Annotated in this window: 18 protein-coding genes; 14 read left to right on the plus strand and 4 right to left on the minus strand. The window is 65.9% G+C overall.

Features of this window, described 5'->3' with window-relative positions; all coding sequences use genetic code 11:
- Positions 1–675: 675 nt before the first annotated feature.
- Positions 676–1,008, plus strand: a complete 333-nt coding sequence (locus ACV22W_RS29660) for a YnfA family protein (protein ID WP_448022987.1) — start codon at positions 676–678, stop codon at positions 1,006–1,008.
- A gap of 34 nt (positions 1,009–1,042) precedes the next feature.
- On the opposite strand, the gene dnaQ is transcribed toward ACV22W_RS29660, so the two are convergent.
- Genes dnaQ through ACV22W_RS29675 form a run of 3 tightly spaced genes read right to left on the minus strand, consistent with a single transcriptional unit; the run spans position 1,043 to position 3,077 of the window.
- The gene (dnaQ, locus tag ACV22W_RS29665) at positions 1,043–1,786 is read right to left on the minus strand and encodes a DNA polymerase III subunit epsilon (RefSeq protein WP_448022988.1); all 744 of its coding nucleotides are present in this window, start codon (positions 1,784–1,786) and stop codon (positions 1,043–1,045) included.
- A 38-nt stretch (positions 1,787–1,824) separates the two neighbouring features.
- Positions 1,825–2,268 (minus strand): ribonuclease HI, encoded by a 444-nt coding sequence (rnhA, locus tag ACV22W_RS29670; protein ID WP_448022989.1) that lies wholly within the window; start codon positions 2,266–2,268, stop codon positions 1,825–1,827.
- The gene (locus ACV22W_RS29675; RefSeq protein WP_448022990.1) at positions 2,265–3,077 is read right to left on the minus strand and encodes a class I SAM-dependent methyltransferase; all 813 of its coding nucleotides are present in this window, start codon (positions 3,075–3,077) and stop codon (positions 2,265–2,267) included. Before ACV22W_RS29675 ends, rnhA begins: the two co-directional genes overlap by 4 nt.
- 18 nt (positions 3,078–3,095) lie before the next feature.
- On the opposite strand from ACV22W_RS29675, the gene gloB reads away from it, so the two are divergent.
- The 8 genes from gloB to ACV22W_RS29715 all read left to right on the plus strand — a co-directional run bounded on the left by gloB (position 3,096) and on the right by ACV22W_RS29715 (position 13,616).
- Positions 3,096–3,902: a hydroxyacylglutathione hydrolase gene (gene gloB, locus ACV22W_RS29680; protein ID WP_448022991.1), complete on the plus strand. Its 807-nt coding sequence runs from the start codon at positions 3,096–3,098 to the stop codon at positions 3,900–3,902.
- A gap of 151 nt (positions 3,903–4,053) precedes the next feature.
- Positions 4,054–5,640: a transglycosylase SLT domain-containing protein gene (locus ACV22W_RS29685; protein ID WP_448022992.1), complete on the plus strand. Its 1,587-nt coding sequence runs from the start codon at positions 4,054–4,056 to the stop codon at positions 5,638–5,640.
- A gap of 157 nt (positions 5,641–5,797) precedes the next feature.
- The gene (locus tag ACV22W_RS29690) at positions 5,798–7,030 is read left to right on the plus strand and encodes an MFS transporter (protein WP_448022993.1); all 1,233 of its coding nucleotides are present in this window, start codon (positions 5,798–5,800) and stop codon (positions 7,028–7,030) included.
- 361 nt (positions 7,031–7,391) lie between these two features.
- On the plus strand, positions 7,392–8,537 hold the full coding sequence (carA, locus tag ACV22W_RS29695; protein WP_059523474.1) for a glutamine-hydrolyzing carbamoyl-phosphate synthase small subunit: 1,146 nt from the start codon (positions 7,392–7,394) through the stop codon (positions 8,535–8,537).
- A 37-nt stretch (positions 8,538–8,574) separates the two neighbouring features.
- Complete coding sequence (gene leuE / locus ACV22W_RS29700) at positions 8,575–9,234, plus strand: leucine efflux protein LeuE (protein WP_448022994.1); 660 nt, start codon at positions 8,575–8,577, stop codon at positions 9,232–9,234.
- Positions 9,235–9,293: 59 nt separating this feature from the next.
- Complete coding sequence (gene carB / locus ACV22W_RS29705; protein WP_124667607.1) at positions 9,294–12,548, plus strand: carbamoyl-phosphate synthase large subunit; 3,255 nt, start codon at positions 9,294–9,296, stop codon at positions 12,546–12,548.
- Between the two features lie 118 nt (positions 12,549–12,666).
- Entirely contained in the window at positions 12,667–13,143 is a 477-nt protein-coding gene (gene greA, locus ACV22W_RS29710; protein WP_021163362.1) for a transcription elongation factor GreA, read from the plus strand.
- 14 nt (positions 13,144–13,157) lie between these two features.
- Positions 13,158–13,616 (plus strand): DUF4149 domain-containing protein, encoded by a 459-nt coding sequence (locus ACV22W_RS29715; RefSeq protein ID WP_059523468.1) that lies wholly within the window; start codon positions 13,158–13,160, stop codon positions 13,614–13,616.
- 58 nt (positions 13,617–13,674) lie between these two features.
- On the opposite strand, the gene ACV22W_RS29720 is transcribed toward ACV22W_RS29715, so the two are convergent.
- Complete coding sequence (locus tag ACV22W_RS29720) at positions 13,675–14,202, minus strand: YhbY family RNA-binding protein (protein WP_059523466.1); 528 nt, start codon at positions 14,200–14,202, stop codon at positions 13,675–13,677.
- Positions 14,203–14,395: 193 nt separating this feature from the next.
- On the opposite strand from ACV22W_RS29720, the gene ACV22W_RS29725 reads away from it, so the two are divergent.
- The 5 genes from ACV22W_RS29725 to pstS all read left to right on the plus strand — a co-directional run bounded on the left by ACV22W_RS29725 (position 14,396) and on the right by pstS (position 20,970).
- The gene (locus ACV22W_RS29725) at positions 14,396–15,058 is read left to right on the plus strand and encodes an RlmE family RNA methyltransferase (RefSeq protein ID WP_059523464.1); all 663 of its coding nucleotides are present in this window, start codon (positions 14,396–14,398) and stop codon (positions 15,056–15,058) included.
- Between the two features lie 166 nt (positions 15,059–15,224).
- The gene (ftsH, locus tag ACV22W_RS29730; protein ID WP_059465595.1) at positions 15,225–17,120 is read left to right on the plus strand and encodes an ATP-dependent zinc metalloprotease FtsH; all 1,896 of its coding nucleotides are present in this window, start codon (positions 15,225–15,227) and stop codon (positions 17,118–17,120) included.
- A 76-nt stretch (positions 17,121–17,196) separates the two neighbouring features.
- Positions 17,197–18,090 carry a dihydropteroate synthase gene (gene folP, locus ACV22W_RS29735; protein WP_448022995.1) on the plus strand — a complete coding sequence of 298 codons (894 nt, stop codon included), beginning with the start codon at positions 17,197–17,199 and terminating at the stop codon, positions 18,088–18,090.
- A gap of 36 nt (positions 18,091–18,126) precedes the next feature.
- Positions 18,127–19,482 (plus strand): phosphoglucosamine mutase, encoded by a 1,356-nt coding sequence (gene glmM, locus ACV22W_RS29740; RefSeq protein ID WP_448022996.1) that lies wholly within the window; start codon positions 18,127–18,129, stop codon positions 19,480–19,482.
- A 453-nt stretch (positions 19,483–19,935) separates the two neighbouring features.
- Positions 19,936–20,970 (plus strand): phosphate ABC transporter substrate-binding protein PstS, encoded by a 1,035-nt coding sequence (gene pstS / locus ACV22W_RS29745; protein ID WP_059815736.1) that lies wholly within the window; start codon positions 19,936–19,938, stop codon positions 20,968–20,970.
- Positions 20,971–21,020 lie beyond the last annotated feature (50 nt).

Consider the following 21,020-nt stretch of genomic DNA (forward strand, 5'->3'; position numbering starts at 1 on the left):
TGGCCATCGCGCTGACGGCGCGCTTGAGCAGGCTCTGGTCGACGACGGTAATGTCGTCCGCGGCAAGCGGGGCCTCGCCGGACGACGTGGAGGAAAAAGCAGCGGTCGGGCTGACGTGTGTTGCGGTCAAGGTCATGCACTCCTTTGACTGCGCCGGAACGGGCGGGCCGTCCGACACGGTTTGCCGGCGAGCGCGATGTCGCGTGCTGCGCGTCGGGGCAGGCCATTTAAGCGCTTACTGCACATGAGGCGGTAAAGGGCCGTAAGGGACTGCTTCGACGCGGGCCCGATGGGCCGTCACGACGGTGCGCTCATGAAGAATGGGCCGCGTGATGCGAGCGGCAGATGCCGGTGCGGACGGTGTCCGACGTTCCGGCAAGCGCCCCGGAGGGGCAACGAAACGAGAAAAGCGGGCCTGTCGGGCGGGCTTTCCTGTGGATGCAATTTCGGTCAAAGCACCGGCCCGCAACGTGCGGACGGACTTCTTTCGAAATCGAATAGACAGAGATTGAATGTTGAAACAAGCGACATGATAGCACGATGGCAGACGATCGTGCAAATTGCTCGCAATCGTCCGCCTGGTGGCGCTTCCGGCGGGGCCGGCTCCGGTATGATCGGCGTCGCGCGGCGACGTCGCGCGGCCCGCCTGGCGGGGCCGAATCTGCGAGGGACCGGATGACCGAACTGATCAGGATTGCGGCGCTGTTCGCCGTCACTGCACTGGCCGAGATTGTCGGCTGCTACCTGCCGTGGCTCGTGCTGAAGGGCGGCCGGCCCGTGTGGCTGCTGATGCCGGCCGCGCTGTCGCTCGCATTGTTCGCGTGGCTGCTGACGCTGCATCCGAGCGCGGCAGGGCGCACGTATGCGGCGTACGGCGGTGTGTATATCGCGGTGGCGCTGATCTGGCTGCGGGTGGTCGACGGCATCGCGCTGTCCCGCTGGGATGTGGCGGGGGCGGTGCTCGCACTCGGCGGGATGGCCATCATCGCGCTGCAGCCGCGCGCGTGAGCGCGGCTGCCGGCGCCGGTCGGGAGATGCCGCGTCAGGCGGCCTCGGCGGCCTCGGCGCCGTCCGCGTCCACGGACTTGCGCCACACGCAGGTGCCCTTGACCGACTTGTCGAGTTCGTCGAGCTGGGTCTGGTGAGCGGCGAGTTCGTCGTCGCTTGCCGCGAGAACCGGCAGGTCGAGCGACGCGAGCGACACGCGCTGGCCGTTCCCCGCGCCGCCGTCGGCGCCTGCGTCGTCGAGCATGTCGATCACGAGGCTGTCCTGGCCGCGCGTCATCGCGAGATAGACTTCGGCGAGCAGTTCCGAGTCGAGCAGCGCGCCGTGCAGCGTACGGTGCGCGTTGCTGATGCCGAACCGGTCGCACAGGGCGTCGAGCGAATTGCGCTTGCCGGGGAACATCTGCTTGGCCTGCACGAGCGTGTCGATCACGCCGCCGCAATGCTCGGTGAACGGCGGCAGGTCGAGCCGCGCGAATTCCGCGTCGAGAAACCCGAGGTCGAACGGCGCGTTGTGGATGATCAGCTCGGCGTCCTTCACGAAGTCGCGGATCTGGTCGACGACTTCCGCGAACTTCGGCTTGTCGCTCAGGAATTCGGTCGTGAGGCCGTGCACGGCCAGTGCGCCCGGATCGCTGTCGCGCTCGGGGTTCACGTAGATGTGCAGGTTGTTGCCGGTGAGCCGCCGGTTCAGCAGCTCGACGCAGCCGATTTCGATCAGGCGGTCGCCCGTGCGGGGATTCAGGCCGGTGGTTTCGGTATCGAGAATGATCTGGCGCATGTCGGATAAATCGGGAAAGACAGTAGGGCGGCCTGCGTTCAGGCCACGAGCGATTCGACGCCGCGATTTGCAAGCGCGTCCGCGCGTTCGTTTTCCGGGTGGCCCGCGTGGCCCTTCACCCAGCGCCACTCGACCTCGTGCTGAGCGACGAGCGCGTCGAGGCGCTTCCACAGGTCGGCGTTCTTCACGGGGGTTCTCGCCGCAGTGACCCAGCCCTTTTTCTTCCAGCCGTGGATCCACTCGCTGATGCCTTTCTGCACGTATTGCGAGTCGGTATGGACGATCACGCGGCACGGCCGCTTCAGCGCCTCGAGTGCGGCGATCACGCCCATCAGCTCCATGCGGTTGTTGGTCGTGTCGGGCTCGCCGCCGAACAGCTCCTTTTCGCGGTCGCCGTAGCGCAACAGTGCGCCCCAGCCGCCGGGGCCGGGATTGCCCTTGCAGGCGCCGTCGGTATAGATGTCGATGGTGTCGGTGGTCATGAGTGTTCTTGGTGGGTGGTCGGGGTGGCCGCCGGCGTGAGGCCCGGCGCGAGCACGGGCTTCTTCATCCTGATCGGGCCGACGAGGCGCATGCCGCGCACGCGCTTGACAGCCGTGACCATGTAGACGGCGCCGAAGATTGGCCACCAGCGGTCGCCGGCGGCTTCCATGAAGCCGTAGCGGGCAAGCCATTTGTCGGTGACGAGCGGCGGCCGGTAGCAGCCGAAGCGGCCGCGCTCGAGATCGAAGCCGAGCAGCTTGATCCAGTCCTTGAGCCGGATGAACGCGATCTGGTCGCGCGCGGCCGGCACGAACGGACGGTTCGCCATGCGTCCGAACGATTGCCGCATACCCCACAGGCTCAGCGAATTGAAGCCGGTGATCACGAGCTGGCCTTCCGGCATCAGCACGCGCTCGGCTTCGCGCAGCAGGCGGTGAGGGTCGGACGTGAATTCAAGCGTGTGCGGCATCACGATCAGGTCGACGCTCTGCGACTCGAACGGCAGGTCGAGCAGATCGCTCCACGTCGTGCTGCGACCGGCCGGCGCATGTTCGGGCGCGTGCGCCTCGCGCGCCCATGGATACTGATAGGGCGCGCTCGCGCCGCTCGCCGGGTCGAGCACGAGGCCGCGATACGGCATGCGGTTTTCGCGCAGCGCATCGAGCTGCGGCAGGCCCAGTTGCAGCGCGTGGAACCCGAAGACGTCGGACACGATCCGGTCGAGCTGCGCCTGCTCCCAGTCCAGCACGTAGCGGCCGGGCGGCGAGTCGGTCCAGGCGGGCCAGTCTATAATTTGACGATCGGACATAACGATGATTGCGCGCCCATGAACGAGCTGGAATACGTGCCGGTTTCGGCATTCGAAGACAACTATATCTGGCTCGTGTCGGACGGCCGCGATGCGATCGCCGTCGATCCGGGTGAAGCCGCGCCCGTACGCCGTGTTCTTGCCGAACGCGGCTGGCGGTTGACCGCTATTTTACTCACGCACCATCACGCCGACCATGTCGGCGGTGTCGCCGCGCTGCGCGATGGCCAACCGGACGATGTGCCGCTGGTCGTCTACGGCCCGGCGGCCGAGGCGATCGACGTGGTCATGCGGCCGCTCGCGGGCGGCGATCGCGTGACGCTCGACGCGCCGGCGCTCACGTTCGACGTGCTCGACGTGCCGGGGCATACGCGCGGCCACATCGCCTATTTCCAGGCGACCGGGCGGGGCGCCGCCGCGCCTCATGTGTTCTGCGGCGACACGCTGTTCTCGTGCGGCTGCGGTCGCCTGTTCGAAGGCACGCCCGCGCAGATGCTCGCGTCGCTCGACGCGCTCGCGGCGCTGCCCGGCGACACCCGCGTGCATTGCGCACACGAATATACGTTGTCGAACATCCGCTTCGCGCTCGCGTGCGAACCGGGCAATGCGGCGCTCGCCGCCTGGCGCGACGACGCGCAGGCGCTGCGCGCGCGCGGCGTGCCGACGCTGCCCACGACGATCGCGCACGAACGCGCCGTCAACCCGTTCATGCGGTCGGACAGCGCGGCCATCCATGCGACACTCGAGGCCGAGCTGCATGAAACGGTGCCGGATCGCCTCGCGGCGTTCACGCTGATGCGCGAGTGGAAAAACCGCTTCCGATGACGATTTCCGGAGGACTCCAAAGCTCACGCAGAGTCTGTAAAAATTGCTCCAACTGTAGGATTTGGCTGAGTTTTCGGTGTTTTTATTGACGTGAAGCACGCACTTCCGTAGTATCGCCAGCAATTTCCAGCCGTCGGAAGCCGAGATTTTCATGCGACTTATATTGAGTGCGATGGTGGTCCTGCTGCTCGCCGCTTGTGCGAGCCAGGCTCCTGTCGCCAACAACGCCGCCGATTCGCAGGCGGCGTCCAACTACCTCCGTAAATCAGCCACAGCCAAAGAAACTGTCGACGTCGACAAGCAATCCGTCGGCGACCTGACCAGTGCAGATTCCGACCTCTGGGGCCGCATCCGTCGCGGCTTCCAGATGCCCGACCTGCAGAGCGACCTCGTCGACATGCAGACGACCTGGTACACGCAGCGTCCCGATTACGTTCAGCGCATGACCGAGCGCTCGCAGAAGTACCTGTATCACATCGTCGAGGAACTCGAGGCGCGCCATATGCCGACCGAGCTCGCGCTGCTGCCGTTCATCGAATCCGCGTTCAACCCGCAGGCGCTGTCGGTCGCGAAGGCGGCCGGCATGTGGCAGTTCATGCCGGGCACGGGCCGCACGTACAACCTGAAGCGCAACATGTGGCAGGACGAGCGTCGCGACGTGCTCGCGTCGACGAGCGCCGCGCTCGACTACCTGTCGCGCCTGCATGACATGTTCGGCGACTGGTATCTGGCGCTGGCCGCGTACAACTGGGGCGAGGGCAACGTGCAGCGTGCGATCGCGCGCAACCAGGCGGCCGGCCTGCCGACCGACTACCAGAGCCTGCGGATGCCGAACGAGACGCGCAACTACGTGCCGAAGCTGCAGGCGGTGAAGAACATCATCGCGAATCCGCAGCAGTTCGGCCTGACGCTGCCGGAGATCCCGAACCACCCGTATTTCGTGACGGTCACGACGTCGCGCGACATCGACGTGGCGGTGGCCGCGAAGCTCGCGAACCTGTCGCTCGACGAGTTCCGTTCGCTGAACCCGTCGTTCTCGAAGCCGGTGATTCTCGGCGCGACGGAGCCGCAGATCCTGCTGCCGTTCGACAACGCGTCAGCGTTCGAGAAGAACCTGAAGGCCTACAACGGCCAGTTGTCGACGTGGACTACCTACACGGTCAGCGAGCGCGCGCGCCCGGCCGCGATCGCCGAGAAGATCGGTGTCGACGCCGACACGCTGATGTCGGTCAACAAGATTCCCGCCGGCATGCGCCTGAAGCCGGGCTCGACGATCGTCGTGCCGCGCGGCGATGACGACGACGAGGACATCAGCGCGGACGTCGCGGAAAACGGCGCGCTCGCGATGGAGCCCGACGTACCCGACACGCGCAAGATGCTGATCCGCGTGCGCCGCAAGCAGTCGATGGCGGCGATCGCCGGCCGCTACGGCGTGTCGGTCGGCCAGCTGAAGGCATGGAACCGCACGCATCGCGATCTCGCGATGCCGGGCCAGGCGCTCGTGCTGCACGTGCCGGTCGGCCGCGCGGTGCCGGCCGAGCCGGGTCCCGAGCGGATCGCGACTTCGACCGCCGGCGCGCATATCGAGCGCGCGAGCCTGTCCGTCGGCGGCAAGTCGCGCGGCGCGAAGCGCGGTGCCGCGAAGCCGGCAGCCCGCGCGACGAAGGCTGCTTCCGCGAAGGCGGCGCCCGCCAAGGCCGCGCCGAAGGCTGCTGCAAACAAGGGCAAGAAGAAGTAACGCGACCGCGGCGCGGCGGTCCGGCCGGATCGTGCGCTTGCGTTATCATCCGATGAAACACGAAGCAACGCCGTCACCGAGGTGACGGCGTTTTCGTTTGGGCGCGGCAGTGAGTGCCCTGCTTCGCGGGGCCGAGCTCGGATCACAAGGAGGAGCGATGTCGTCGGTGCAGGTGAGGGTGCTCGCGCTGTTTGCGGTCGGATATTTCGTGTCGTACGTGTTCCGCGGCGTCAATCTTGGCTTCGCGCCGTTCGTCACGCACGAGCTCGGGCTCTCGGCCGCCGATCTCGGGCTGCTCACCAGTCTCTATTTTCTCGGCTTTGCTGGCGCGCAGCTTCCGGCCGGCGTGCTGCTCGACCATTTCGGCCCGCGCCGCGTGACGGCCGGGATGCTGCTGTTCGCGGCCGCCGGTGCCGCCGTGTTCGGCGTCGCGCACGACCTTGGCACGATGATGGTCGGCCGGCTGCTGATCGGCGTCGGCGTATCGGTGTGCCTCGGTGCGGCGTTCAAGGCGCTCGCGCAGCATTTTCCGGTCGGCCGGCTGCCGCTCGTGAATGGTCTCGTCATGGCCGTCGGCGGCCTGGGCGGCGTTGCGGTCGGCTCGCCGTTGGCCTGGCTGCTCGGCGTGACAAGCTGGCGCGTGATTTGCGGCGGCCTCGCGGTTCTGACGATCGTCGTCGCGGCAGCGATCGGTTTTGGCGCGCCGGAAGTCGAGCAGCCGCGCCATCAGGGCGGACTCGTCAACCAGTTCAAGGGCACATGGCACATCCTCGGCAGCCGTGCGTTCTGGAAGATCTCGTCGTTCTCTATCGTCACGCAGGGCGTGTTCTACGCGATGCAGTCGCTGTGGGTCGGTCCGTACCTGCGCGACGTCGCGGGGTTCGATGCGCAGCACGCCGCACGGCTCGTGTCGGTGCTCGGTTTCGCGATGATGGCAGGCTGCGTCGGTTTCGGCGCGGCGGCGCGCGTGCTCGAGCGCCGCGGAGTGTCCGTCCAGGCGTTTTGCGGCGTCGGGATGATGTTGTTCGTCGCGACGCAAATCGCGATCGTCGCGGGCGTACCGTTGCCGCCGGCCATGCTGTGGGCGGCCTATGGAATGTTCGGCGGCGTCGGGATCCTGACCTATGCCGTGCTGGCTGGTCACTTCCCGGTCCATCTGATCGGCCGCGCGAATACGACATTGACGCTCGTGATCTTCGTGCTGATCTTTGCGTTCCAGATCGGTATCGGCGCGGTACTGTCGCACTGGCCAGCCATCGACGGCCATTACCCGCCTGCCGCGCACGTCACCGCCTGGAGCGTGCTGCTCGTGCTGCAGCTCGCGAGCGCGGTCTGGTGCGTGTGGCCCGCGCGCAGCGCTGGCAAGCACGTTGATCCGGCGGTACGCTGACGGGTAGGGCGGCTTCGGAAACGGGGCCGCAGCAACGAACGTTGCGCGTGATGCCACGGCATTGCGCGCGCCGCATGCGTGATCGGACGGCCATATCGATTGAAGATAAGGCCATTTTCGGGCTATAATTTGAAAGTTTGTGCTGATCAACCTCGCACCCTAGCGCCTACCTCACTCATCCCGTTCATCCGCCGCACGCCGCCTGTCGGGCGATGCCGCGAAGCCTCGTGCGCCACGCGCCGGGTTCGCGTGCCGACACCGCAGGTCGCGTCCAGCTAGCGACTCCGCGCGCCTACGCAGCGCGGCGCTCGCGCGGCAGGGTAAACAGGTCGGCAGCAGGGTGTTCCCCAAGGAGCCTCCCGTGTTGCCGTCTTTTTCTCCCGCCTTGCTTGCACTCGCCGACGGCACGGTCTTTCGTGGTTATTCGATCGGGGCCGAAGGCCATACGATCGGTGAAGTCGTGTTCAACACCGCGATTACCGGCTATCAGGAAATCCTGACTGATCCGAGCTACGCGCGTCAGATCGTCACGCTCACCTACCCGCATATCGGCAACGTCGGCGTCAACGCCGAAGACGTCGAAGCCACGAAAGTCCATGCCGCCGGCCTGATCATCCGTGATCTGCCGACGCTCGCATCGAATTTCCGCATGGACCGCACGCTCGGCGACTACCTGCGCGACGAAGGCGTCGTCGCGATCGCCGGCATCGATACCCGCAAGCTGACCCGCATCCTGCGCGACAAGGGCGCGCAGAACGGCTGCATCCTGGCCGGCTCGAACGACGAGGCGAAGGCGATCGAACTCGCGCGCTCGTTCCCGGGCCTCGCGGGCATGGATCTCGCGAAGGTCGTGTCGACCACGAAGCCGTTCGAGTGGAAGCAGACCGAATGGCGCCTCGGCAGCGGCTACGGCATGCAGGAAGCGCCGAAGTACCGCGTCGTCGCGTACGACTTCGGCGTCAAGTACAACATCCTGCGCATGCTCGCGGAGCGCGGCTGCCACGTGACGGTGCTGCCGGCCGAGGCGAGCGCGGCCGACGCGCTGGCATTGAATCCGGACGGCATCTTCCTGTCGAACGGCCCTGGCGATCCTGAGCCGTGCGACTACGCGATCGCGGCGGCCAAGGAATTCATCGAGCGCGGCGTGCCGACCTTCGGCATCTGCCTCGGCCACCAGATCATGGGCCTCGCGGTCGGCGCGAAGACGCTGAAGATGAAGACGGGCCACCACGGCGCGAACCACCCGGTGAAGGATCTCGGCGACGGTCGCGTGGTGATCACGTCGCAGAACCACGGTTTCGCGGTCGACGCGGATTCGCTGCCGGCCAACGCGCGCGTGACGCACGTGTCGCTGTTCGACGGCACGCTGCAGGGCTTCGAGCTGACCGACAAGCCGGCATTCTGCTTCCAGGGCCACCCGGAAGCGTCGCCCGGCCCGCACGACATCGCGTATCTGTTCGACCGTTTCACCGCACTGATGGACGCGGCGAAGCAGCGCAACGCCTGACGCAACTGAAGCAACCGAAGAACGGGAGGTTCGCATCATGTTCGGCCACGCACTCGGCATCACGGATATCTGGACCTACGTGTTCGGCGTGATCTTCATCATCCTGCTGCCGGGGCCGAACTCGATGTACGTGCTGTCGCTCGCGGCGCAGCGCGGCGTGAAGGCCGGTTATCGCGCGGCCTGCGGCGTGTTCCTCGGCGACACGGTGCTGATGGTGCTGTCCGCCGCGGGCGTCGCGTCGCTGCTGAAGGCGAACCCGCTGCTGTTCTCCGTCGTCAAGTACGGCGGCGCCGCGTACCTGCTGTACATCGGTGCCGGGATGCTGCGCGGCGCGTGGCGGAAGCTGCGCGCGCGCGCCGATGCGCCGGCCGATGCACCGCGTCCGGTCGACGGCGAGCGGCCGTTCCGCAAGGCACTGATCGTGAGCCTCCTGAATCCGAAGGCGATCCTGTTCTTCATTTCGTTCTTCATCCAGTTCGTCGACCCGGCGTTCCCGCATCCCGCGCTGTCGTTCGTCGTGCTCGGGGCGATCGCGCAATGCGCGAGCTTCCTGTACCTGAGCACGCTGATCTTCGCGGGCGCGCGGCTCGCCGAGCATTTCCGCCGCCGCCGCAAGCTCGCGGCGGGCGCGGCGAGCAGCGTGGGCGGCCTGTTCATCGGTTTCTCGGTGAAGCTCGCGCTCGCCACCATGAGCTGAGCGCAGCCGCCGATCCGCGACAACGCCACGACAAAGATTACTTACTGAATTCACAAGCCATGCCAAAACGCACAGACATCAAAAGCATCCTCATCATCGGCGCCGGCCCGATCATCATCGGCCAGGCTTGCGAGTTCGACTATTCGGGCGCGCAGGCTTGCAAGGCGCTGCGTGAAGAGGGCTACAAGGTCGTCCTCGTGAACAGCAACCCGGCGACGATCATGACCGACCCGAACACGGCCGACGTCACCTACATCGAGCCGATCACGTGGGAAGTCGTCGCACGCATCATCGAGAAGGAGCGCCCGGACGCGATCCTGCCGACGATGGGCGGCCAGACCGCGCTGAACTGCGCGCTCGACCTGCACCACCACGGCGTGCTCGAGAAGTTCGGCGTCGAGCTGATCGGCGCGTCGCCGGAAGCGATCGACAAGGCGGAAGACCGCCAGAAGTTCAAGGAAGCGATGACCAAGATCGGTCTCGGCTCCGCGAAGTCGGGCATCGCGCACTCGATGGAAGAAGCGACCCAGGTGCACGCCGAGATCATGGCCGGCACCGGCGGCAGCGGCTACCCGGTCGTGATCCGCCCGTCGTTCACGCTCGGCGGCTCGGGTGGCGGCATTGCGTACAACCGCGAAGAGTTTGAAGAGATCTGCAAGCGCGGTCTCGACCTGTCGCCCACGCGCGAGTTGCTGATCGAAGAGTCGCTGCTCGGCTGGAAGGAATACGAGATGGAAGTCGTGCGCGACCGCGCCGACAACTGCATCATCGTGTGCTCGATCGAAAACCTCGACCCGATGGGCGTGCACACCGGCGACTCGATCACGGTCGCGCCGGCGCAGACGCTCACCGACAAGGAATACCAGATCCTGCGTAACGCATCGCTCGCGGTGCTGCGCGAGATCGGCGTCGACACCGGCGGCTCGAACGTGCAGTTCTCGATCAACCCGAAGGACGGCCGCATGGTCGTCATCGAGATGAACCCGCGCGTGTCGCGTTCGTCGGCGCTCGCATCGAAGGCGACCGGCTTCCCGATCGCGAAGGTCGCGGCGAAGCTGGCGGTCGGCTACACGCTCGACGAGCTGAAGAACGAAATCACCGGCGGCCAGACGCCGGCATCGTTCGAGCCGACGATCGACTACGTCGTCACGAAGATCCCGCGTTTCGCGTTCGAGAAGTTCCGCGAAGCCGATTCGCGCCTGACCACGCAGATGAAGTCGGTCGGCGAAGTGATGGCGATCGGCCGTACGTTCCAGGAATCGTTCCAGAAGGCGCTGCGCGGCCTCGAAGTCGGCGTCGACGGTCTCGACGAGAAGTCGACCGACCGCGACGAGATCGCGATCGAGATCCACGAGCCGGGCCCGGACCGCATCTGGTACGTCGGCGACGCATTCCGCATCGGCATGACGGCCGAGGAAATCTTCGCGGAAACCGCGATCGACCCGTGGTTCCTCGAGCAGATCGAGCAGATCATCCTGAAGGAAAAGGCGCTCGCGGGCCGCACGCTCGCGTCGCTGACGTTCGACGAGCTGCGCTTCCTGAAGCAGAGCGGCTTCTCCGACCGCCGACTCGCGAAGCTGCTCGGCGCGACGCCGGAAGACGTCCGCCGCCGCCGCGTCGAACTGAACGTGCGCCCGGTCTACAAGCGCGTCGATACCTGCGCGGCCGAGTTCGCGACCAAGACGGCCTACATGTACTCGACCTACGAGGAAGAGTGCGAGGCGCAGCCGACCACCAACAAGAAGATCATGGTGCTGGGCGGCGGCCCGAACCGGATCGGCCAGGGCATCGAGTTCGACTACTGCTGCGTGCATGCGGCGCTCGCGATGCGCGAGGACGGCTACGAAACGATCATGGTCAACTGCAACCCGGAAACGGTGTCGACCGACTATGACACGTCCGACCGCCTGTACTTCGAGCCGCTGACGCTGGAAGACGTGCTCGAGATCGTCGACAAGGAAAAGCCGGTCGGCGTGATCGTCCAGTACGGCGGCCAGACGCCGCTGAAGCTCGCGCTCGATCTCGAGGCACACGGCGTGCCGATCGTCGGCACGTCGCCGGACATGATCGACGCGGCCGAAGACCGCGAACGCTTCCAGAAGCTGCTGCAGGACCTCGGCCTGCGCCAGCCGCCGAACCGCACCGCACGCGCCGAAGACGAAGCGCTCGCACTGGCGGCCGAAATCGGCTACCCGCTCGTCGTGCGCCCGTCGTACGTGCTGGGCGGTCGCGCGATGGAAATCGTCCACGAGCCGCGCGACCTCGAGCGCTACATGCGTGAGGCCGTGAAGGTGTCGAACGATTCGCCGGTGCTGCTCGACCGCTTCCTGAACGACGCGATCGAATGCGACGTCGACTGCATCTGCGACGGCGAATCGGTGTTCATCGGCGGCGTGATGGAACACATCGAGCAGGCGGGCGTCCACTCGGGCGACTCGGCATGTTCGCTGCCGCCGTACTCGCTGTCGAAGGAAACCGTCGCCGAACTGAAGCGCCAGACTGGCGCGATGGCGAAGGCGCTGAACGTGGTCGGCCTGATGAACGTGCAGTTCGCGATCCAGCAGGTACCGCAGGCGGACGGTTCGAAGCAGGACATCATCTACGTGCTCGAAGTGAACCCGCGCGCATCGCGCACGGTGCCGTACGTGTCGAAGGCGACCAGCCTGCCGCTCGCGAAGATCGCGGCGCGCGCGATGGTCGGCCAGAAGCTCGCGCAGCAGGGCGTGACGAAGGAAGTCGAGCCGCCGTACTTCAGCGTGAAGGAAGCGGTGTTCCCGTTCGTCAAGTTCCCGACCGTCGATCCGGTCCTCGGGCCTGAAATGCGTTCGACCGGCGAAGTGATGGGTGTCGGCCAGACGTTCGGCGAGGCGCTGTTCAAGTCGCAGCTCGCGGCGGGTTCGCGCCTGCCGGAGTCGGGCACGGTGCTGCTGACCGTGATGGACGCCGACAAGCCGAAGGCGGTCGAAGTCGCCCGCATGCTGCACGACCTCGGCTACCCGATCGTCGCGACCAAGGGCACGGCTGCCGCGATCGAAGCGGCCGGCGTGCCGGTGAAGGTCGTGAACAAGGTGAAGGACGGCCGTCCGCACATCGTCGACATGATCAAGAACGGCGAGATCGCACTCGTGTTCACGACGGTCGACGAGACGCGCCAGGCGATCGCCGATTCGCGTTCGATCCGCATGAGCGCGCAGGCGCACAAGGTCACGTACTACACGACGATGTCGGGCGCGCGCGCGGCCGTCGAAGGCTTGCGCTACCTGAAGGATCTGGAAGTCTATGATTTACAAGGTCTTCATGCTCGCCTAAACTAAGCGTTCAGTTACCTGTCGAAGCAACACGTGCCGCGATTAAGCGGTGTTTCCGGTTCGCCGGAAATGCGCTTAATCGCGGTGATTTTTTTTATAGCCGTTTTTAGCGATTGAGCCGTTTATGAGCACCATTCCGTTGACAAAGCGTGGCGCAGAGCAACTGCGCGATGAATTGCAGCGCCTCAAGTCCGTCGAGCGGCCGGCCGTGATCAACGCGATCGCGGAGGCCCGCGCACAGGGCGATCTGTCCGAGAACGCCGAATACGACGCTGCGAAAGAAAAGCAGGGCTTCATCGAGGGTCGCATCGCGGAAATCGAATCGAAGCTGTCGGCCGCGCAGGTCATCGATCCCACCGTGCTCGACGCCGAAGGCCGCGTGGTCTTCGCATCGACGGTCGAACTCGAGGATCTCGAGTCCGGCGACACCGTCAAGTACCAGATCGTCGGCGACGACGAAGCCGACATCGATCACGGCCTGATCTCGGTCAGTTCGCCGATCGCACGCGCGCTGATCGGCAAGTCCGAAGGCGACGTCGCGGCCGTGCAGGCGCCGAGCGGCGTGCGCGAATACGAAATCATCTCGGTCAGCTACATCTGAAGCGGGGCGACGTGATGCCGCATCGCGTGTTCCGTCTGCTGTCGGCCGTATGGGTCGGCAGCCTGCTGACGATCGGGTATGCGGTCGCGCCCGTGCTGTTCAAGACGCTGGAGCGGATGACGGCCGGCTCGGTCGCCGCCCAGTTGTTTCGCATCGAGGCGATCCTCGGTGTCGTATGCGGCGTGTTGCTGCTCGCGCTGTCGAACCAGCAGGTGCGGCGCGGCAGCGGCGATTACCGGCGCGTGCGCTGGATCGTCGCGGCGATGGTCGCGTGCGTGCTGGTCGGGTATTTTGCGCTGCAGCCGTTCATGAACGCGCTGCGGGTGGCCGCGATGGAGGCGGGCACCGATATCGCGAACTCGCCGTATGCGAGCCGCTTCGGGATGCTGCACGGCGTCTCGAGCCTGTTCTATCTCGTCGAGAGCGTGCTGGGGCTGATGCTGATCTGGCGTTTGCCTGCGCGAGACGCCTGAAGCGCGTGAGCGCCGCACCGGCAGGGCGGCACGGGGTGCCCCGTGCCGCACGGCAGGATTACTTGCCTTGGTGCGGCCGCTTCGTGCTGGCCTGACGCTTTTTCGCGCGCTTCACAGTGCCGCCCGCCGTCACGCGCTCGTTGCCGCGCACCGTGACCTTTACCGGCCTCGGACGGCGCACGGGGCTTGCGTTCGGCGATACCTTGACGACCTTGACGGTGCGCGGCGCACGGCCTTTCTTGTCGTCGACGGCTTCGGCCGCGCTCGGCAGCGCGCCGGCACGGCGGCCGCGGGCCGGGGCCGCCACGGCAGCCTCGGGCTTCCAGATCACCAGCAGCTTGCCGATGTGCTGGATCGGCGCCGCGTTCAGGCGGTCGCAAATCTCGTCGTAAATGGCGACGCGCTCGTCGCGCTCGTCACCGAACACACGGATCTTGATCAGCTGGTGCGCGGCAAGGTGCACCTTGATTTCCTTCAGCACGGCGTCGGTCAGCCCGTCGGCGCCGATCAGCACGACGGGCTTGAGCGCATGGGCCTGGGAGCGCAGCGCGGAGCGCTCGGCGGGGGAAAGCGAAAGGGCGGGCATGGAAATGTCGAAATCTAAATAGGGGCGCGCTGCATCAGAAGCGAATCGCGGGAAGTTATCGCATCAGCCGCGCGCCGAAACCACGTAAAATCGCGGCTTGGGCCCGGAAGGGGCCGCAGCCGCGCGAAGAAGACGCGTATTATCCGCCAAAAGCACGGCTTCACGAAGCAAATAGCAGCAATCTCTCTCTCGAATGGCAAAAAACCGCTTTAACCAGCACTGGCTGCACGACCACATCAACGACCCGTACGTCAAAATGGCGCAGCGGGAGGGCTATCGCGCGCGTGCCGCGTACAAGCTGAAGGAAATCGACGAGCAGGACAAGCTGATCCGTCCGGGCCAGGTGATCGTCGATCTCGGCGCGACGCCGGGCAGCTGGAGCCAGTATGCCCGCAACAAGCTCGCGCAGGGCAAGAAGCGTGACGCGGAGCGCGAAGGCGGCATCGACGGCACGATCGTCGCGCTCGACATCCTGCCGATGGAACCGATCGCCGACGTCCACTTCCTCCAGGGCGACTTCCGCGAGGACGAGGTCCTTCACCGGCTCGAGGAAGTGCTCGAAGGTCGCTCGGTGGACCTTGTTATTTCGGACATGGCCCCCAACCTCTCGGGCGTGGCCTCGGCGGACGCGGCGCGCATCGAGCATCTGTGCGATCTGGCGCTCGAATTTGCGCAGAATCATCTGAAGCCGGAAGGTGCGCTGCTCGTGAAGTGTTTCCACGGCAGCGGCTACAGCCAGATCGTCGAAAAGTTCAAACAGCAGTTTAAGATCGTCGCGCCGCGCAAGCCGAAGGCGTCCCGCGACAAATCGTCCGAAACGTTCATTTTGGGCCGGCAGCTGAAGCATCCGCGGTGACGCGGGGCGCGGCGTCGCAAACGGGCTCCGGCCCTTGCCAGACAAGCGAAGCGCTATCGCGACGGTTGTCAATGCTTATGGCGGGGGTGGTCGGACTGGATTAGAATGACCGAGGAGCGCTGCAAGGAAAATGTAGGCGCTCGTCTACGAGTGAAGGAGTGGTGCTTTGAACAACAATATGTTTTCGAAGGCAGCAGTGTGGCTGGTGATCGCACTGGTGCTGTTTACGGTGTTCAAGCAGTTCGACAAGCCCCGCGTCCAGGAAGGTGTGTCCTATTCGCAGTTCATGGACGACGCCAAGAACGGCAAGGTCAAGAACGTCATCGTGCAGGGGCGCAACCTCACCGTCACTCCGGCTGATGGCCAGAAATACCAGATCGTGTCGCCCGGCGACATCTGGATGGTCGGCGATCTGATGAAGTACGGCGTGCAGGTCAGCGGCAAGGCCGATGACGAGCCGAACGCGCTGATGTCCGCGTTGTACTACCTCGGGCCGACGATCCTGATCATCGTGTTCTGGTTCTACATGATGAGGCAGATGCAGGGAGGCGGCAAAGGCGGCGCATTTTCGTTCGGGAAATCGCGTGCGCGGCTGATCGACGAGAACAACAACGCGGTGAACTTCTCCGACGTCGCGGGCTGTGACGAAGCGAAGGAAGAAGTGTCCGAGCTCGTCGATTTCCTGCGCGATCCGCAGAAATTCCAGAAGCTGGGCGGCCGCATTCCGCGCGGCGTGCTGCTCGTCGGCCCCCCGGGTACCGGCAAGACGCTGCTCGCTCGCGCGATCGCCGGTGAAGCGAAGGTGCCGTTCTTCAGCATCTCGGGGTCCGACTTTGTCGAAATGTTCGTCGGCGTCGGCGCGGCCCGTGTGCGCGACATGTTCGAGCAGGCGAAGAAGCACGCACCGTGCATCGTGTTCATCGACGAAATCGACGCGGTCGGTCGTCATCGCGGCGCCGGCATGGGCGGCGGCAACGACGAGCGCGAGCAGACGCTGAACCAGATGCTCGTCGAAATGGACGGCTTCGAAGCGAACTCGGGCGTGATCGTGATTGCCGCGACCAACCGCTCCGACGTGCTCGACAAGGCGCTGCTGCGCCCGGGCCGTTTCGACCGCCAGGTCTATGTCGGCCTGCCGGACATCCGCGGACGCGAGCAGATCATGCGCGTGCACCTGCGCAAGGTGCCGATCGCGAACGACGTCGACGCAGCGGTCATCGCGCGCGGCACGCCGGGCTTCTCGGGCGCCGATCTCGCGAACCTCGTGAACGAAGCGGCGCTGTTCGCCGCCCGCCGCGGCAAGCGCATCGTCGAGATGCAGGATTTCGAGGACGCGAAGGACAAGATCTTCATGGGTCCGGAGCGCAAGTCGGCGGTGATTCGCGAAGAAGCGAAGCGCGCGACGGCTTACCACGAGTCGGGCCACGCGGTGATCGCGAAGCTGCTGCCGAAGGCCGACCCGGTGCACAAGGTCACGATCATCCCGCGCGGTCGTGCGCTGGGTGTCACGTGGCAGCTGCCGGAGCATGACAACGAGACGTACTCGAAGGACTACCTGCTCGACCGCCTGGCGATCCTGTTCGGTGGCCGCGTGGCCGAGGAGCTGTTCCTGAACCTGATCAGCACCGGCGCGTCGGACGACTTCAACAAGGCGACGCAGACGGCGCGTGCGATGGTGGCGCGTTTCGGCATGACCGACGCGCTTGGACCGATGGTCTACGTCGATGACGAGAACGACAGCGGCCCGTTCGGCCGCGGCTTCACCCGCACGATTTCGGAAGCGACGCAGCAGAAGGTCGACGGTGAAATCCGCCGCGTGCTCGACGAACAGTACGGCCTTGCGCGCCGCTTGCTCGAAGAGAACCGCGACAAGGTCGAGGCGATGACGGCCGCGCTGATGGAGTGGGAGACGATCGACGCCGATCAGATCAACGACATCATGGAAGGTCGTCCGCCGCGCTCGCCGAAGAGCTCGCCGGCCGTCGGCGGCGATTCCTCGGGTGGCGGCACGGCCGCCGAAGTGAAGCCCGGCAACGCGCCGGCGCCTGCTTCGCCGGCCTGACCTCCGCCGTAGCACCGTTCACGGGCTGGTGTGGCTTCACACCGGCCCGTTTTGCATTCATCAACGCCTCCCGCCCGTGCCTGATTCCGCAGTCTCAGCTTCCATTCCCGCGCCGCTCCAGTGCGGCCGCTTCTCGCTGACGTTCGAACGCCCGCTCGTGATGGGCATTCTCAACGCCACCCCCGATTCGTTTTCCGACGGCGGACGCTTCCTCGCGCGCGACGATGCGCTGCGCCAGGCCGAGCGAATGATCGCCGAAGGCGTGGACTTGATCGACATCGGCGGCGAATCGACGCGCCCCGGTGCGCCGCCGGTGCCGCTCGACGAGGAGCTCGCGCGCGTGATCCCGCTCGTCGAAGCGTTGCGGCCGCTGAACGTGCCGCTATCGATCGACACTTACAAGCCGGCCGTGATGCGCGCGGCGCTCGCTGCCGGCGCAGACATGATCAACGACATCTGGGGGTTCCGCCAGCCGGGTGCGATCGACGCCGTGCGCGAAGGCAACAGCGGGCTGTGCGCGATGCACATGCTCGGCGAGCCGCAGACGATGCAGGTCGGCGAGCCCGACTACGGCGACGTCGTAACCGACGTGCGCGACTTTCTCGCTGCATGCGCGCAGGTATTGCGCGACGCGGGCGTCGCGCCGGAGCGGATCTGCGTCGATCCGGGATTTGGATTCGGCAAGACCGTGGTCGATGACAACTACGCGCTGCTGGCCGCGTTGCCGGACACGGCGCCCGCGCGGCCCGACGGGCGCGCGTATCCGATTCTCGCGGGCATGTCGCGCAAGTCGATGCTCGGCGCGGTGATCGGCGGCAAGCCGCCGATCGAACGCGTTGCGGCGAGCGTGGCGGCAGCGTTGTGCGCGGTCGAACGCGGCGCGGCGATCGTGCGTGTGCACGACGTCGCGGCGACGGTCGATGCACTGAAGGTCTGGAACGCCGTGCGCGAAGCCGCGCGGCAACGATAAGTTAGAAATCGGAAAGACGAAGGAGGAAGGTTCGCCATGGGACGTCGATATTTCGGCACGGACGGTATTCGCGGCACGGTGGGCGATGCGCCCATCACGCCTGATTTCGTGTTGCGTCTCGGTTATGCGGCCGGAAAGGTACTGGCCGGCGCGGCCGATGTCTCGGCGGGTGCGCGTCCGACGGTGCTGATCGGCAAGGACACACGCGTGTCGGGCTACATGCTCGAGGCCGCGCTCGAGGCAGGCTTTTCGGCGGCCGGCGTCGACGTGATGCTGGCCGGCCCGATGCCAACGCCGGGCGTCGCGTACCTGACGCGCGCGCTGCGCCTGTCGGCCGGTGTCGTGATCAGCGCATCGCACAACCCGTATCAGGACAACGGGATCAAGTTCTTCTCCGCCGACGGCAACAAGCTGCCCGACGAAACCGAGGCCGAAATCGAGGCATGGCTCGACAAGCCGCTCGAATGCGCGTCTTCGGACCGGCTCGGCAAGGCGCGCCGCCTCGACGACGCGGCCGGCCGTTACATCGAGTTCTGCAAGAGCACGTTCCCGGCCGCATATGACCTGCGCGGGCTGAAGCTCGTGATCGACTGCGCCCACGGCGCCGCCTATCAGATCGCGCCGCACGTATTCCACGAACTCGGCGCGGACGTGATCCCGATCGGCGTCGCGCCGAACGGCTTCAATATCAACGACGGCGTCGGCGCAACGGCGCCCGACGCATTGGTGCGTGCAGTGCGGGCGAACCATGCGGACCTCGGCATCGCGCTCGACGGCGATGCGGACCGCCTGCAGGTCGTGGATGCGACGGGCCGGCTGTACAACGGCGACGAATTGCTCTACGTGCTCGTGAAGGACCGGATTGCGACCGCCGGCAAGGTCGACGGCGCGGTCGGCACGCTGATGACGAACCTCGCGGTCGAGGTCGCGCTGCAGCGCGAGGGCGTGCAGTTCGTGCGGGCGGCCGTCGGCGACCGCTACGTGCTCGAACAGTTGCGCGAGCGCGGCTGGCAGCTCGGTGCGGAAGGCTCGGGCCACATCCTGTCGCTCGACCGCCATTCGACCGGCGACGGCATCGTGTCGGCGCTGCTCGTGCTGGCCGCGCTCAAGCGCAGTGGCCGCACGCTTGCGCAGATGCTGGACGGCGTCACGCTGTTCCCGCAGAAGCTGATCAACGTGCGGATGAAGCCGGGTGCCGACTGGAAGGGCAGCGCATCGATTCGTGCGGCGATCGACGCAGCCGAAAGCGCGCTCGCCGGCCGCGGCCGTGTGCTGATCCGCGCATCGGGCACCGAGCCCGTGTTGCGTGTGATGGTCGAGGCACAGCATGCGGCGGACGCGACCCGTCACGCGGAAGCGATCGCCGACGCGGTGCGCGCGGCGACGAGCTGAGCCGAATCGGTGACGGCGCGCGACGGTCCGGCCGTGCGCGCGCCGCCTCTCCGGTAATTCGACGGGCGGCGCCTTCGGGCGCCGCAATTCGTCAGACGCAAAGGTTTGCGCTATTAGATAGAGGATGACTTCGGCGCGGATTTCGTCTGACGCAGGAAGGCATCCGACCCTGAATCGTGATGACAGCCGCAAAGGGTTTTCCTGCCCCATGTGTGGCGAACACGATTCGCTCCGGACCTCACATCGCGGGTGCCGAACAGCCCTTCCTGACCGGCAATTCTTGCCGTCATTGCCGCCGCGCTGCCCCGGAGCGGCCACCCGCACAGGGCCCGATATACCCTTTCAACCAGTCATGTTACTGTCACGCCAGTTTCATCGATTGTCACATTATCGTCATGAGGAGCCCCTAACCTTCGCGGTGCCGTAGTCATCCGCTCACACACTGGAGGTCTCATGAAATTGATGCAAACCGCGATTGCCGGCCTGGCTGGCGCGCTTTTCGCAGTCGCCGCGCAAGCTGCCGACATCACGGGCGCAGGCAGCACGTTCGCGATGCCGATTTATACGAAATGGGCTGCTGACTACCAGCAGGCCGGCGGCGCGAAGGTGAACTACCAGGGTATCGGTTCGTCGGGCGGCCTCAAGCAGATCAACGCGAAGACGGTCGATTTTGCCGGTTCGGACGCTCCGCTGAAGGATGAAGAACTCGCGAAGGAAGGCCTGTTCCAGTTCCCGACGGTGGTCGGCGGCGTGGTGCCGGTCGTCAACGTGCCGGGCGTGAAGGCCGGCGAACTGACGCTGTCGGGCCCGGTGCTCGGCGACATCTACCTCGGCAAGATCAAGAAGTGGAACGACCCGGCGATCGCCGCGCTGAACCCGAAGGTCAAGCTGCCGGATACGGACATCGCGGTCGTTCGCCGTGCTGACGGCTCGGGCACGAGCTTCATCTGGACGAACTACCTGTCGAAGGTCAACGACGAATGGAAGTCGAAGATCGGCGAAGGCACGACGGTCAACTGGCCGACGGGCACGGGCGGCAAGGGCAACGACGGCGTCGCGGCCTTCGTGCAGCGCCTGCCGGGCGCGATCGGCTACGTCGAGTGGGCGTATGCCAAGAAGAACAACATGACCTACACGGCCCTGAAGAACTCGACGGGCACGGTGGTCGAGCCGAAGACCGAAACGTTCAAGGCCGCTGCTGCCGGCGCGAACTGGTCGAAGTCGTTCTACCAGATCCTGACGAACCAGCCGGGCAAGGAAGCATGGCCGGTCGTCGGCGCGACGTTCGTGCTGCTGCACGCGAAGCAGGACAAGCCGGAGCAGGGCGCCGAAACGCTGAAGTTCTTCAGCTGGGCGTTCAAGAACGGCGAGAAGGCAGCCGACAGCCTCGACTACATCTCGCTGCCGGCGACGGTCGAGACGGAAATCCGCAAGCAGTGGAAGACGAAGGTGACGGACGCATCGGGCAAGCCGGTCGCCACGGAGTAAGCAATCCAGCGGTTCGCTGCCCGGCCGTGCCGGCTGGGCAGTGTGTGCGG

Source organism: Burkholderia sp. AW49-1 (assembly GCF_053427845.1).

Excerpts from the sequence above, each read along its gene's own strand:
- glmM (WP_448022996.1), top strand. The coding sequence starts at position 18,127 with ATGGGACGTCGATATTTCGGCACGGACGGTATTCGCGGCACGGTGGGC.
- ACV22W_RS29720 (WP_059523466.1), bottom strand. The coding sequence starts at position 14,202 with ATGCCCGCCCTTTCGCTTTCCCCCGCCGAGCGCTCCGCGCTGCGCTCC.
- ACV22W_RS29685 (WP_448022992.1), top strand. The coding sequence starts at position 4,054 with ATGCGACTTATATTGAGTGCGATGGTGGTCCTGCTGCTCGCCGCTTGT.
- pstS (WP_059815736.1), top strand. The coding sequence starts at position 19,936 with ATGAAATTGATGCAAACCGCGATTGCCGGCCTGGCTGGCGCGCTTTTC.
- ACV22W_RS29660 (WP_448022987.1), top strand. The coding sequence starts at position 676 with ATGACCGAACTGATCAGGATTGCGGCGCTGTTCGCCGTCACTGCACTG.
- ACV22W_RS29715 (WP_059523468.1), top strand. The coding sequence starts at position 13,158 with ATGCCGCATCGCGTGTTCCGTCTGCTGTCGGCCGTATGGGTCGGCAGC.
- gloB (WP_448022991.1), top strand. The coding sequence starts at position 3,096 with ATGAACGAGCTGGAATACGTGCCGGTTTCGGCATTCGAAGACAACTAT.
- dnaQ (WP_448022988.1), bottom strand. The coding sequence starts at position 1,786 with ATGCGCCAGATCATTCTCGATACCGAAACCACCGGCCTGAATCCCCGC.
- greA (WP_021163362.1), top strand. The coding sequence starts at position 12,667 with ATGAGCACCATTCCGTTGACAAAGCGTGGCGCAGAGCAACTGCGCGAT.
- carB (WP_124667607.1), top strand. The coding sequence starts at position 9,294 with ATGCCAAAACGCACAGACATCAAAAGCATCCTCATCATCGGCGCCGGC.
- ACV22W_RS29690 (WP_448022993.1), top strand. The coding sequence starts at position 5,798 with ATGTCGTCGGTGCAGGTGAGGGTGCTCGCGCTGTTTGCGGTCGGATAT.
- rnhA (WP_448022989.1), bottom strand. The coding sequence starts at position 2,268 with ATGACCACCGACACCATCGACATCTATACCGACGGCGCCTGCAAGGGC.
- leuE (WP_448022994.1), top strand. The coding sequence starts at position 8,575 with ATGTTCGGCCACGCACTCGGCATCACGGATATCTGGACCTACGTGTTC.
- ACV22W_RS29675 (WP_448022990.1), bottom strand. The coding sequence starts at position 3,077 with ATGTCCGATCGTCAAATTATAGACTGGCCCGCCTGGACCGACTCGCCG.
- ACV22W_RS29725 (WP_059523464.1), top strand. The coding sequence starts at position 14,396 with ATGGCAAAAAACCGCTTTAACCAGCACTGGCTGCACGACCACATCAAC.